The 12,123-nt window shown below is 65.8% G+C and carries 12 protein-coding genes; all 12 read left to right on the forward strand.

Translation table 11 applies throughout. From position 1 onward, the window contains the following. Positions 1-234: 234 nt before the first annotated feature. Genes ACTJI2_RS13835 through nuoL form a run of 12 tightly spaced genes read left to right on the forward strand, consistent with a single transcriptional unit; the run spans position 235 to position 12,119 of the window. Complete coding sequence (locus ACTJI2_RS13835) at positions 235-591, forward strand: NADH-quinone oxidoreductase subunit A (protein ID WP_183642358.1); 357 nt, start codon at positions 235-237, stop codon at positions 589-591. Further along, positions 582-1,136 carry a NuoB/complex I 20 kDa subunit family protein gene (locus ACTJI2_RS13840; protein WP_141453300.1) on the forward strand — a complete coding sequence of 185 codons (555 nt, stop codon included), beginning with the start codon at positions 582-584 and terminating at the stop codon, positions 1,134-1,136. The genes ACTJI2_RS13835 and ACTJI2_RS13840 overlap by 10 nt, the downstream gene beginning before the upstream one ends. Positions 1,137-1,194: 58 nt before the next feature. Next, positions 1,195-1,920: an NADH-quinone oxidoreductase subunit C gene (locus tag ACTJI2_RS13845; protein WP_141453299.1), complete on the forward strand. Its 726-nt coding sequence runs from the start codon at positions 1,195-1,197 to the stop codon at positions 1,918-1,920. Continuing rightward, the gene (locus ACTJI2_RS13850) at positions 1,920-3,224 is read left to right on the forward strand and encodes an NADH-quinone oxidoreductase subunit D (RefSeq protein WP_440842506.1); all 1,305 of its coding nucleotides are present in this window, start codon (positions 1,920-1,922) and stop codon (positions 3,222-3,224) included. Before ACTJI2_RS13845 ends, ACTJI2_RS13850 begins: the two co-directional genes overlap by 1 nt. Next, the gene (nuoE, locus tag ACTJI2_RS13855; RefSeq protein WP_183642352.1) at positions 3,221-3,748 is read left to right on the forward strand and encodes an NADH-quinone oxidoreductase subunit NuoE; all 528 of its coding nucleotides are present in this window, start codon (positions 3,221-3,223) and stop codon (positions 3,746-3,748) included. The genes ACTJI2_RS13850 and nuoE overlap by 4 nt, the downstream gene beginning before the upstream one ends. A 4-nt stretch (positions 3,749-3,752) precedes the next feature. After that, the gene (gene nuoF / locus ACTJI2_RS13860) at positions 3,753-5,117 is read left to right on the forward strand and encodes an NADH-quinone oxidoreductase subunit NuoF (RefSeq protein ID WP_141453296.1); all 1,365 of its coding nucleotides are present in this window, start codon (positions 3,753-3,755) and stop codon (positions 5,115-5,117) included. After that, the gene (gene nuoG / locus ACTJI2_RS13865; protein WP_183642349.1) at positions 5,114-7,348 is read left to right on the forward strand and encodes an NADH-quinone oxidoreductase subunit NuoG; all 2,235 of its coding nucleotides are present in this window, start codon (positions 5,114-5,116) and stop codon (positions 7,346-7,348) included. Before nuoF ends, nuoG begins: the two co-directional genes overlap by 4 nt. Beyond that, positions 7,345-8,436: an NADH-quinone oxidoreductase subunit NuoH gene (gene nuoH, locus ACTJI2_RS13870; RefSeq protein WP_183642346.1), complete on the forward strand. Its 1,092-nt coding sequence runs from the start codon at positions 7,345-7,347 to the stop codon at positions 8,434-8,436. Before nuoG ends, nuoH begins: the two co-directional genes overlap by 4 nt. A gap of 4 nt (positions 8,437-8,440) precedes the next feature. Next, entirely contained in the window at positions 8,441-8,929 is a 489-nt protein-coding gene (nuoI, locus tag ACTJI2_RS13875) for an NADH-quinone oxidoreductase subunit NuoI (RefSeq protein WP_183642343.1), read from the forward strand. A gap of 10 nt (positions 8,930-8,939) precedes the next feature. After that, positions 8,940-9,590 (forward strand): NADH-quinone oxidoreductase subunit J, encoded by a 651-nt coding sequence (locus tag ACTJI2_RS13880; protein ID WP_183642340.1) that lies wholly within the window; start codon positions 8,940-8,942, stop codon positions 9,588-9,590. Continuing rightward, positions 9,587-9,892: an NADH-quinone oxidoreductase subunit NuoK gene (nuoK, locus tag ACTJI2_RS13885; protein WP_141453291.1), complete on the forward strand. Its 306-nt coding sequence runs from the start codon at positions 9,587-9,589 to the stop codon at positions 9,890-9,892. The genes ACTJI2_RS13880 and nuoK overlap by 4 nt, the downstream gene beginning before the upstream one ends. A 7-nt stretch (positions 9,893-9,899) precedes the next feature. Further along, positions 9,900-12,119, forward strand: coding sequence for an NADH-quinone oxidoreductase subunit L (gene nuoL, locus ACTJI2_RS13890; RefSeq protein ID WP_440842507.1), 2,220 nt, complete (start codon positions 9,900-9,902; stop codon positions 12,117-12,119). Positions 12,120-12,123 lie beyond the last annotated feature (4 nt).

Here is a 12,123-nt window from a genome sequence, read left to right on the forward strand (position 1 = left end):
CCAGGCCAGGTACGAACTGCGGAAGGGCCAGGATCGGATCGGTCACCGCCGCCTGCGGCGGGACACGGTGGATGCCGCGGCCGGGCCCGAGTCACCTCGACCGCTGCTCCTTGCGCACCCGCGCAAACCGCGCGTACCACGCGGTCCCACAGCGGAATGCAGTGCCCCACCAAGGCGACACGCTCCGGCGTGCAGGCCGGGAGCGGGGCAGGTAGGACAAGAAGAGAAACGCGAGTGCTGGCCAACTATCTGCCGACCCTGTTGTTCCTGATCGTCGCCACCGGCATCGGCATCGCGCTGATCCTGGCGGGACGCTTCCTCGGCCCCCGGCGCCCCGACGCCCAGAAGCTGTCGCCGTACGAATGCGGCTTCGAGGCCTTCGAAGACGCGCGCATGAAGTTCGACGTGCGCTATTACCTGATTGCCATCCAGTTCATCGTCTTCGACCTGGAAATCATTTTTATCGTCCCGTGGACCCTGGTCTTCCAGGAGCTCGGCGCCCGCGCACTGGTCACCATGGGCCTGTTCGTCGGCATGCTGTTCCTCGGCTTCATTTACGTTTGGAAGAAGGGAGCGCTCGAATGGGAGTGATCCAGACCCTCGATCGCCTGATGACCAACCCGATCCCGGAAGGGCGGGTGGACGACATCCTGCGGCCGGAAGGCGACAACCCGCTGCTGGAAAAGGGCTACGTGACCACCAGCGTCGACGCGCTGATGAACTGGGCGCGCACCGGCTCGATGTGGCCGATGACCTTCGGCCTGGCCTGCTGCGCGGTCGAGATGATGCACGCCGGCGCCTCGCGCCTGGACCTGGACCGCTACGGCGTGGTGTTCCGTCCGTCGCCGCGCCAGTCGGACGTGATGATCGTCGCCGGCACCCTGGTCAACAAGATGGCCCCGGCGCTGCGCAAGGTCTACGACCAGATGCCCGACCCCAAGTGGGTGATCTCGATGGGCAGCTGCGCCAATGGCGGTGGCTACTACCACTACTCGTATTCGGTGGTGCGCGGCTGCGACCGCATCGTGCCCGTCGACGTGTACGTGCCGGGCTGCCCGCCGACCGCCGAAGCGCTGGTCTACGGCATCCTGCAGTTGCAGAAGAAGATCTGGCGCACGCAGACCATCGCGCGCTGAGCGCGCCGGCCTGCTTCCCGTTCCACCCGTTTTCCTTTTCGAGAGCACGCTACGCCCCATGGCCGAGCAAGCTGCAAATTTCACCGACCGGTTGCGCGCGCGCTTCGCCGATGCGGTGATCACGGTTGCCGGAACCCGCGAAGAGGTCACCCTCGAGGTGCCGTCCGCGTCCTGGCATGAGGTCTGCCGCGCCCTGCGCGACGAGTTCGGATTCGAGCAGGCGGTCGACGTCTGCGGCGTCGACTACCTGGGCTACGGCAGTGCAGAGTGGGATACCTCGGACGTGTCGTCCGAAGGGTTCAGCCGTGGCGTCGAGGGCTTTGGCCCGGGCCGCTTCGACTGGGAACAGCGACCGCGCGGCGCCGGTCCCGAGCGCCGCTTCGCGGTGGTCCTGCACCTGCTGTCGTACCAGCACAACCAGCGCCTGCGCGTGCGCTGCTTCGCGCCGAACGATGATCTGCCGGTGGTGGCCTCGGTCACCGACCTGTGGCCGGGCGCCAACTGGTTCGAGCGCGAGGCGTTCGACCTGTACGGCATCGTGTTCGAAGGCCATCCGGATCTGCGCCGCATCCTGACCGACTACGGTTTCGTCGGCCATCCGTTCCGCAAGGACTTCCCGCTGATCGGCAACGTCGAAGTGCGCTACGACGAAGAGAAGAAGCGCGTGGTCTACGAGCCGGTCACCTCGGTCGAGCCGCGCGTCGGCGTGCCGCGCGTGATCCGCGACGACGCGCGCTACCAGACCGCGATCGGCGAAGCCGCCGCGGGCGAGGGCAGCAAGTGATGAGTACGCAACAGTCCCCCACCGCGTTTGCGAGCAATCCTGAAGAGTCCAAGCAGGAGATCCGCAACTACACGATGAACTTCGGCCCGCAGCATCCCGCGGCGCACGGTGTTCTCCGCCTGATCCTGGAAATGGACGGCGAAACCATCATGCGCGCCGACCCGCACGTCGGCCTGCTGCATCGCGGCACCGAGAAGCTGGCCGAGTCCAAGCCGTTCAACCAGTCGATCGGTTACATGGATCGCCTGGACTACGTGTCGATGATGTGCAACGAGCACGCCTACGTGCGCGCCATCGAAACCCTGATGGGGATCGAGGCGCCGGAACGTGCGCAGTACATCCGCACGATGTTCGACGAGATCACCCGCATCCTGAACCACCTGATGTGGATCGGATCCAACGCGCTCGACCTGGGTGCGATGGCGGTGATGCTGTACGCCTTCCGCGAGCGCGAGGAGCTGATGGACTGCTACGAGGCGGTCAGCGGCGCGCGCATGCACGCGACCTACTACCGCCCGGGCGGTGTCTACCGCGACCTGCCGGACCGGATGCCGAAGTACAAGGAATCGCCCTGGCGCAAGGGCCAGGCGCTGAAGCGCCTGAACAACGCGCGCGACGGGTCGATGCTGGACTTCCTGGAAGACTTCACCCGCGAGTTCCCCAAGCGCGTCGACGAGTACGAAACCCTGCTCACCGACAACCGCATCTGGAAGCAGCGCACCGTCGGGATCGGCGTGATCAGCCCGGATCAGGCCCGCGCCTGGGGCATGACCGGCGTGATGCTGCGCGGTTCGGGCATCGCCTGGGATCTGCGCAAGAAGCAGCCGTACGCCAAGTACGACGCGGTGGATTTCGACATCCCGCTGGGCGTGGAAGGCGACTGCTACGACCGTTACCTGGTCCGCGTGGCCGAGATGCGCGAATCCAACCGCATCATCGCCCAGTGCGTGAAGTGGCTGAAGGCCAATCCCGGCCCGGTGATGGTCAAGAACTTCAAGGTCGCCCCTCCCTCGCGCGAGGAGATGAAGGACGACATGGAAGCGCTGATCCATCACTTCAAGCTGTTCAGCGAAGGCTACTGCGTGCCGGCCGGCGAGACCTACTCGGCGGTGGAAGCGCCCAAGGGCGAATTCGGCTGCTACCTGGTGTCCGACGGCGCCAACAAGCCGTTCCGGGTGAAGCTGCGCGCGCCGGGCTTCGCCCATCTTTCTTCCATGGATGCCATCGTCCGCGGCCACATGCTGCCGGACGTGGTCGCCATGATTGGTACTTACGATCTGGTTTTCGGTGAGGTGGACCGATGAGGGCCACAGGCAATTTCGAGGCGACGCAGAACGTCGATCCCCTGGTGGCGCTGAGCGACAAGACGCGCGCGCATATCGATCATTGGCTGACCAAGTTCCCGCCCGACCGCAAGCGCTCGGCGGTGCTGCAGGGTCTGCACGCCGCGCAGGAGCAGAACGGCGGCTGGCTGAGCGACGAGCTGATCGCCGCGGTCGCCAAGTACCTGGACATCCCGCCGGTGTGGGCCTACGAGGTCGCCAGCTTCTACTCGATGTTCGAGACCGAGAAGGTGGGCCGCAACAACGTCGCCTTCTGCACCAACATCAGCTGCTGGCTCAACGGCGCCGAGGATCTGGTCAAGCACGCCGAGAAGAAGCTCGGCTGCAAGCTGGGCGAATCCACCGCCGATGGCCGGGTGTTCCTGAAGCGGGAAGAAGAATGCGTCGCCGCCTGCTGCGGCGCGCCGGTGGTCGTGATCAACGGCCATTACCACGAGAAGCTGACGCCGGCCAAGGTCGACGAATTGCTGGACGGGCTGGAGTAAGCGCATGGCACATCATCCGCACACATCCGAAGGTTACGGCCCGGTGGGCCCGGCGCCGAAGGAGCACCAGGTCGTCTACACCACGCTGCATTTCGACAAGCCGTGGTCGTACGAGAACTACCTGAAGACCGGCGGCTACAGCGCGCTGCGCAAGATCCTCGAAGAGAAGATCCCGCCGGCCGATGTGGTCGAGATGGTCAAGCAGTCCGGCCTGCGCGGCCGCGGCGGCGCGGGCTTCCCGACCGGCCTGAAGTGGAGCTTCATGCCCAAGGGCGACATGCAGAAGTACATCCTCTGCAACTCCGACGAGTCCGAGCCGGGCACCGCCAAGGATCGCGACATCCTGCGCTTCAACCCGCACGCGGTCATCGAGGGCATGGCGATCGCCTGCTACGCCACCGGTTCCACCGTGGGCTACAACTACCTGCGCGGCGAGTTCCACCACGAGCCGTTCGAGCACCTGGAAGAGGCCACCGCCGAAGCCTACAAGCACGGCTGGCTGGGCAAGAACATCCTGGGCTCCGGCATCGACATCGACATCTTCAACGCGCTCGGCGCGGGTGCCTACATCTGCGGCGAAGAGACCGCGCTGATGGAGTCGCTGGAAGGCAAGAAGGGCCAGCCGCGCTTCAAGCCGCCGTTCCCGGCCAACTTCGGCCTGTACGGCAAGCCGACCACCATCAACAACACCGAGACCTACGCCTCGGTGCCGGCGATCATCCGCAACGGCGCGGAGTGGTTCCTCAACCTGGGCAAGCCCAACAACGGCGGTCCGAAGATCTTCTCGGTCTCCGGCCATGTCGCGCGTCCTGGCAACTACGAGATCCGCCTGGGCACGCCGTTCGCCGAACTGCTGGAAATGGCCGGCGGCATCCGCAACGGCCACAAGATCAAGGCGGTGATTCCGGGTGGTTCCTCGATGCCGGTACTGCCGGGCGAGACCATGATGGGCCTGACCATGGACTACGACAGCATCCAGAAGGCGGGTTCCGGCCTGGGTTCGGGCGCGGTCGTGGTGATGGACGAGACTGCCTGCATGGTGCGCGCCTGCCAGCGCATCGCGCGTTTCTACTTCAAGGAAAGCTGCGGCCAGTGCACGCCGTGCCGCGAAGGCACCGGCTGGATGTACCGCATGCTGACCCGCATCGCCGAACAGAAGGCGACCCTGGACGACCTGCACATGCTGAAGGCCGCCGCCGGCCAGATCGAGGGCCATACCATCTGCGCCTTCGGCGAAGCCGCGGCGTGGCCGGTACAGGGTTTCCTGCGCCACTTCTGGCACGAATTCGAGTACGCGATCGTCAACAAGCGTTTCCTGGTCGACGACCAGCGCGCCGGCACGGTCATTGAAGGCAAGGTGGCCGCATGAGTGCGCAGCCCGTCAACCCGAACCTCCCGCCCGACCACGTCACCGTCTTCATCGACGGTGTCGAGATGGCCGCGCCGAAGGGTTCGATGATCATCCAGGCCGCGGACAAGGCCGGGATTCCGATTCCGCGCTTCTGCTACCACGAGAAGCTGCCGATCGCGGCCAACTGCCGCATGTGCCTGGTCGACGTCGAGAAGATGCCCAAGCCGGCGCCGGCCTGCGCCACGCCGGTCATGGACGGCATGAAGATCCAGACCCGCAGCGAGAAGGCGCTGAAGTCGCAGCGCAACGTGATGGAGTTCCTGCTGATCAACCATCCGCTCGACTGCCCGATCTGCGATCAGGGTGGCGAGTGCGAACTGCAGGATCTGTCGCTGGGCTACGGCCGCTCCGTGAGCCGCTTCCAGGAGCGCAAGCGCGTGGTGCCCGACGAGGACATCGGCCCGCTGGTCGCCACCGAGATGACCCGCTGCATCCAGTGCACGCGTTGCGTGCGCTTCACCGCGGATGTCGCCGGTACCTACGAACTGGGCGGCATGTACCGCGGCGAGAACCTGCAGATCGGCACTTATGACGGCAAGCCGCTGACCACCGAAATCTCCGGCAACGTCATCGACGTCTGCCCGGTGGGCGCGCTGACCAACAAGGTGTTCCAGTTCCGCGCCCGTCCGTGGGAATTGATTGCGCGCGAATCCGTCGGTTACCACGACGCGATGGGTTCCAACCTGTTCGTGCATTCTCGCCGAGGCCAGGTGCTGCGCACCGTGCCGCGCGAGAACGAGGCGGTCAACGAATGCTGGCTGTCGGATCGTGATCGCTATTCGCACCAGGGTCTGTACAGCGACGACCGCGCGGTCAAGCCGTTGCAGAAGGTCAATGGTGAGTGGCGCGAAGTGTCCTGGTCCGAGGGCCTGGCCGCCGCCGCCGAGATCCTGCGCGGCAACGCCGGCGACGAACTGGGCGTGCTGGTGCATCCGGCGACCTCGAACGAGGAGGGTGGATTGCTCGCGAAGCTGGCCGCCGGCCTCGGCAGCGGCAACGTCGATCACCGCATCAACAACCGCGACTTCTCCGATGGCGCCGTGGCCGAACCGTTCGCGCTGCCGATGGCGGATATCGAAAAGGCCGACGTCATCGTGCTGTTCGGCACCAACATCCGCCACGAGTTGCCGCTGCTGCACCAGCGCATCCGCAAGGCCCAGCGCAAGGGCGCCAGGGTGCACGTGGTCAACCCGGTCGACTTCGACTTCGCGTTCGGCATCGCCGGCAAGCACATCGTGCCGCCGTCGCAGCTGGCCGGCGCGCTCAACGAAGCCGCCCTGCGCGAGGCCGCCAAGGCCGGCAACCATGCCGTGCTGATTGTCGGCGGCATCGCCGAGAACCATCCGCAGGCTTCGGCGCTGCGCCAGGCCGCCGGCGAATTCGCCGCCGCCACCGGCGCCTCGTTGTGCCGCATCCCGCAGGGCGCCAACGCGGTGGGCCTGGCCCGCCACGGCGTGCTGCCGTCGCGCCGCGACGTGGCCGGCATGTTCGCCGAGCCGCGCAAGGCCTACGTCATCTATGGCATCGAGCCGGGCCTGGACTTCGCCGATACGCCGGCCGCCGCGCGCGCGCTATCGTCGGCCAAGGTGGTGGCGTTCAGCCATTTCGCCTGCAAGTCGACCCGCGACGTCGCCGACGTGATCCTGCCGATTGGCGCGCTGCCGGAAATCGAAGCCACCCTGACCAACCTGGATGGCACCGACCAGCGTACCCAGGCCGCCGGCAAGCTGCCGGGCGAGGCCCGCGACGGCTGGCGCGTGTTGCGCGCGCTCGGCGGCGAATTGCAGTTGCCGTCGTTCGAGTTCACCGATCTGGCCGGGCTGCGCGCCGCCATCGCCGGCACCGCGCCGGTGACCATCGCGCGTTCGGCGGCGTCCGCCGCGGCGGGCGAGGGCCTGGAACTGGCGGTCACCGCGGGGATTTACCGCACCGACGGCACGGTCCGGCGGGCCGAGGCATTGCAGGCGCATCCGCTCAACACGGGCGCGCGCATCGTGCTGAATCCCGCCGACGCGCAGTCGAGCGGCGTGGCCGAAGGCGCGATGGCCAAGGTCGGTTCGGCCAACGGCACCGCGACCCTGCCGGTGGTGGTGGATGCCCGCGTGGCCAAGGGCAGCGCGTGGATTGAGAGCGGCTACGGCGCGACCGCGCCGCTGGGCGCCGGACGTGTCACGGTGGTGAGCGCATGAACGAGCTGTTGATCAATGCCGTCGGACCGCTCCGCGAGTGGTTCTTCGCGCTGGGCGACATCGGTGTCGCGTTGTGGATCGTGCTGAAGATCCTGGTGATCGCCGTGCCGGTGATCATCGCGGTGGCCTTCTACGTGGTCTGGGAACGCAAGCTGATCGGCTGGATGCACGTCCGCCACGGACCGATGTACGTGGGCATGGGCATCTTCCAGGCCTTCGCCGACGTGTTCAAACTGCTGTTCAAGGAAATCATCCAGCCCAGCAGCGCGCAGAAGGCGATGTACATCATCGCCCCGCTGATCACGCTGGCGCCGGCGTTCGCCGCCTGGGCGGTGGTGCCGTTCGACGCCAAGCTGGTGCTGTCCAACGCCAACGCGGGCCTGCTGTACCTGCTGGCGATGACCTCGCTGGGCGTGTACGGCATCATCATCGCCGGCTGGGCGTCCAACTCGAAGTACGCGTTCCTGGGCGCGATGCGCTCGGCCGCGCAGGTGGTCAGCTACGAAATCGCGATGGGCTTCGCCCTGGTCGGCGTGCTGATCGCCGCCGGCAGCCTGAACCTCAGCGACATCGTGATGGCGCAGGCTGGCAACAATGGCTTCTTCGAATGGTTCTGGTTGCCGCTGTTCCCGCTGTTCATCGTGTACTGGGTGTCCGGCGTCGCCGAAACCAACCGCTCGCCGTTCGACGTGGTGGAAGGCGAATCGGAAATCGTCGCCGGCCACATGGTCGAGTATTCGGGCGCGGCGTTCGCGCTGTTCTTCCTGGCCGAATACGCCAACATGATCCTGGTCAGTTTCCTGGTGGCGCTGTTCTTCCTGGGTGGCTGGCTCAGCCCGCTGCAGGGCTGGATCACCGCGGACGTGTCGCCCTGGGTCAACTGGATCTGGACCGGCGGCTGGCCGTGGCTGCTGCTGAAGGTGCTGTTCTTCGCCAGCGCCTACATCTGGTTCCGCGCGAGCTTCCCGCGCTACCGCTACGACCAAATCATGCGGCTGGGCTGGAAGGTGTTCATTCCGCTGACCATCGCGTGGATCGCGGTGACGGCGGTGATGGTGTTCTTTGGCGTGTTCGAGAAGGGTGTCTGACGCAATGAACAAGGTCATCCATTACTTCAAGAGCCTGATGCTGCTCGAGTTGCTGGGCGGACTGTGGCTGACGCTGAAATACGCGTTCAAGCCCAAGTACACCGTGATGTATCCGATGGAGAAGTTCCCGCAGTCGCCGCGTTTCCGCGGTCTGCACGCGCTGCGCCGCTATCCCAACGGGGAAGAGCGCTGCATCGCCTGCAAGCTGTGCGAGGCGGTCTGCCCGGCGCTGGCCATCACCATCGACTCGGCCCCGCGCGAGGACGGCACCCGCCGCACCACCCGCTACGACATCGACCTGTTCAAGTGCATCTTCTGCGGCTTCTGCGAGGAAAGCTGCCCGGTGGACTCGATCGTGGAGACGCACGTGCTGGAGTACCACTTCGACAAGCGCGGCCAGAACATCGTCACCAAGCCGCAGCTGCTGGCGCTGGGCGATCGGCTGGAAGCCGAAATCGCCGAGCGTCGCGCCGCCGACGCCGCATTCCGCTGAGGTCCAAGAGATGGATTGGGTAAATATCGCTTTCTGGATCTTCGCCGCCATGGCGGCGGTCGCCGCCGGCGCGGTGATCAGCGTGCGCAACCCGGTGCACGCCGTGCTGTGCCTCATCCTGACCTTCTTCTCGGTGGCCTGCATCTGGCTGCTGGTCGGGGCCGAGTTCCTCGGCGTGGCGCTGATCCTCGTCTACGTGGGCGCGGTGATGGTGCTGTTCCTGTTCGTGGTGATGATGCTGGACATCGACGTCGCCAAGATGCGCGAGGGCTGGGTGAAGTTCCTTCCGGTCGGCGTGGTGGTCGCGGTCGCCATGCTGGTGCAGATGCTGACCCTGATCGGGGTCAAGGCGCGCACCGCCGCCGCGTTCCCGGACAACGCCGCCGCCGCCGCGGCCGACGTGTCCAACACCGCCTGGCTGGCGCGCAGCCTGTTCACCGAATTCCTGCTGCCGTTCGAATTCGCCGCGGTGATCCTGACCGTGGCCGTGGTCGCCGCCGTGATGCTGACCCTGCGCCGTCGCGCGGGCGCCAAGCACCAGGATCCGTCCGAGCAGTCGCGGGTCAAGGCCGGCGATCGCATCCGCATGGTCAAGATGGCGGCCGAGAAGCCGGTCCGCGCATCCGCCGATGAAGCCGCCGAAGGGGAGGGCAAGGCATGATTACCCTGGGTCATCTGCTGGCGCTGGGCGCGGTGCTGTTCTGCATCAGCCTGGCCGGCATATTCCTCAACCGCAAGAACGTCATCGTGCTGCTGATGTCCATCGAGCTGATGCTGCTGTCGGTGAACATCAACTTCGTCGCCTTCTCCCGCGAACTGGGCGACGCCGCCGGCCAGATCTTCGTGTTCTTCATCCTGACCGTGGCCGCCGCCGAGGCCGCCATCGGCCTGGCGATCCTGGTCACCCTGTTCCGCACCCGGCGCACGATCAACGTCGCCGAAGTCGACACGCTCAAAGGCTGATGCACCCATGACAGGTCTGGAAGTCGCTATTTCCAAGAACGTGCTGCTGGCCATCGTGCTGGCGCCGCTGCTGGGCAGCATCATCGCCGGGCTGTTCGGCCGCCAGGTCGGCCGTGCCGGCTCGCACGTCGTCACCATCCTGGGCGTGGCCGTCAGCTGCGCGCTGTCGGGCTGGGTGCTGTACCAGCTGGTCGGGCAGGGCGCTTCGCCGTTCAACCAGAACGTCTACACCTTCTTCGAGGTGGGCAACTACAGCGCGCACGTCGGTTTCATGATCGACAAGCTGACCGCGATGATGATGGTCGTGGTCACCTTCGTCTCGCTGCTGGTGCACATCTACACCATCGGCTACATGGCCGAGGACCCGGGTTACCAGCGCTTCTTCAGCTACATCTCGCTGTTCACCTTCAGCATGCTGATGCTGGTGATGAGCAACAACTTCCTGCAGCTGTTCTTCGGCTGGGAAGCGGTGGGCCTGGTGTCGTACCTGCTGATCGGCTTCTGGTTCAAGCGCCCGTCTGCGATCTTCGCCAACCTCAAGGCGTTCCTGGTCAACCGCGTGGGCGACTTCGGCTTCCTGCTGGGCATCGCCGCGGTTCTGTTCATGTTCGGCACGCTCGATTACGCGACGGTGTTCGCCAACGCGCCGATGCTGGCGGGCAAGGCGATTCCGGTATGGTCCGGCGCCATCAGCATCCCGGGCGTGTTTACCTGGCAGGTGCTGGATCAGCCGGTGATCTGGTCGATGGCCACCCTGATCTGCATCTGCCTGTTCATCGGCGCGATGGGCAAGTCGGCGCAGGTGCCGCTGCATGTCTGGCTGCCGGACTCGATGGAAGGCCCGACCCCGATCTCGGCGCTGATCCACGCGGCGACGATGGTGACCGCCGGCATCTTCATGGTCGCCCGCATGTCGCCGCTGTTCGAACTGTCGCAGACCGCGCTGGACTTCGTGCTGTTCATCGGCGCCACCACCGCGTTCTTCACCGGCCTGATCGGCATCGTGCAGAACGACATCAAGCGCGTGGTCGCTTACTCCACCCTGTCGCAGCTCGGCTACATGACCGTGGCGCTGGGCGTGTCGGCCTATTCGGCGGCGGTGTTCCACCTGATGACCCACGCCTTCTTCAAGGCACTGCTGTTCCTGGCGGCCGGCTCGGTCATCATCGGCATGCACCACGAGCAGGACATGCGCAAGATGGGCGGCCTGCGCAAGTACATGCCGATCACCTGGATCACCAGCCTGATCGGTACCCTGGCGCTGGTGGGCACGCCGTTCCTGTCCGGCTTCTATTCCAAGGACACCATCATCGAGGCGGCCAAGCACCACCAGGAGCAGGCCGGCGAGTTCGCCCACAAGGTGGCCGAACTGGGCACGATGGCGCAGGGCATCAGCGGCCCCAGCGAATGGGTCGCCAACTACGGCTACTGGGCGGTGCTGCTGGGCGTGTTCGTCACCAGCTTCTACAGCTTCCGCCTGCTGTACCTGACCTTCCACGGCAAGGAGCGCTTCCGCGAGGCCCATGCCGATCACGGCCATGACGATCACCATGCCGATGCGCATCACGACGATCATCATGGCGATGATCACGGCCACCACGGCGCGCACGAGCCGCACGAATCCCCGTGGGTGGTGACGGTTCCCCTGATCCTGCTGGCGATCCCGTCGATCCTGGTCGGCTACTTCACCATCGGTCCGATGCTGTTCGGCACCGACTGGAGCGGCCACCACGAGCAGTTGCCGTTCTTCCTGGGCGCGATCGATTTCATCAACCCGGCCGCGGACACCGTGGGCCAGCTGAAGGAAACCTTCCACGGTCCGTGGGAGTTCGCCCTGCATGGCATCAAGGCGGCGCCGTTCTGGCTGACCCTGGCCGGCTTCGTCCTGGCGACCCTGCTGTACATCGTGGCGCCGCCGAGCGTGCCGGAGCGGATGCGCAACAGCCCGATCGGCGCATTCCTGGCCAACATCCTGGACAAGAAGTACTGGGCCGACCATCTGTGGATCGGCGGCCTGGCCGGCGGCGGCATCAAGCTCGGCAAGGCTTCGCGTGCGATCGACACCCATCTGATCGATGGCGTGGCCGTCAACGGCAGCGCCCGCGTCGTGGACCTGGCCGCCAACCTGTTGCGCCGTACCCAGTCGGGTTTCCTCTACCACTACGCCTTCGCGATGATCCTCGGCCTGATTGCACTGCTGGCCGTGCTCATCCGGTTCTGGCAATGACCGC

The sequence above is a fragment of the Pseudoxanthomonas sp. 22568 genome (assembly GCF_052044485.1).
Lineage (GTDB): Bacteria > Pseudomonadota > Gammaproteobacteria > Xanthomonadales > Xanthomonadaceae > Pseudoxanthomonas_A > Pseudoxanthomonas_A beigongshangi.

What these genes read in the sequence shown, in the direction of transcription:
- nuoG (WP_183642349.1), top strand. Translation starts at nt 5,114, where the DNA reads ATGAGTGCGCAGCCCGTCAACCCGAACCTCCCGCCCGACCACGTCACC.
- nuoL (WP_440842507.1), top strand. Translation starts at nt 9,900, where the DNA reads ATGACAGGTCTGGAAGTCGCTATTTCCAAGAACGTGCTGCTGGCCATC.
- nuoH (WP_183642346.1), top strand. Translation starts at nt 7,345, where the DNA reads ATGAACGAGCTGTTGATCAATGCCGTCGGACCGCTCCGCGAGTGGTTC.
- nuoI (WP_183642343.1), top strand. Translation starts at nt 8,441, where the DNA reads ATGAACAAGGTCATCCATTACTTCAAGAGCCTGATGCTGCTCGAGTTG.
- nuoF (WP_141453296.1), top strand. Translation starts at nt 3,753, where the DNA reads ATGGCACATCATCCGCACACATCCGAAGGTTACGGCCCGGTGGGCCCG.
- ACTJI2_RS13845 (WP_141453299.1), top strand. Translation starts at nt 1,195, where the DNA reads ATGGCCGAGCAAGCTGCAAATTTCACCGACCGGTTGCGCGCGCGCTTC.
- nuoE (WP_183642352.1), top strand. Translation starts at nt 3,221, where the DNA reads ATGAGGGCCACAGGCAATTTCGAGGCGACGCAGAACGTCGATCCCCTG.
- ACTJI2_RS13840 (WP_141453300.1), top strand. Translation starts at nt 582, where the DNA reads ATGGGAGTGATCCAGACCCTCGATCGCCTGATGACCAACCCGATCCCG.
- nuoK (WP_141453291.1), top strand. Translation starts at nt 9,587, where the DNA reads ATGATTACCCTGGGTCATCTGCTGGCGCTGGGCGCGGTGCTGTTCTGC.
- ACTJI2_RS13880 (WP_183642340.1), top strand. Translation starts at nt 8,940, where the DNA reads ATGGATTGGGTAAATATCGCTTTCTGGATCTTCGCCGCCATGGCGGCG.
- ACTJI2_RS13850 (WP_440842506.1), top strand. Translation starts at nt 1,920, where the DNA reads ATGAGTACGCAACAGTCCCCCACCGCGTTTGCGAGCAATCCTGAAGAG.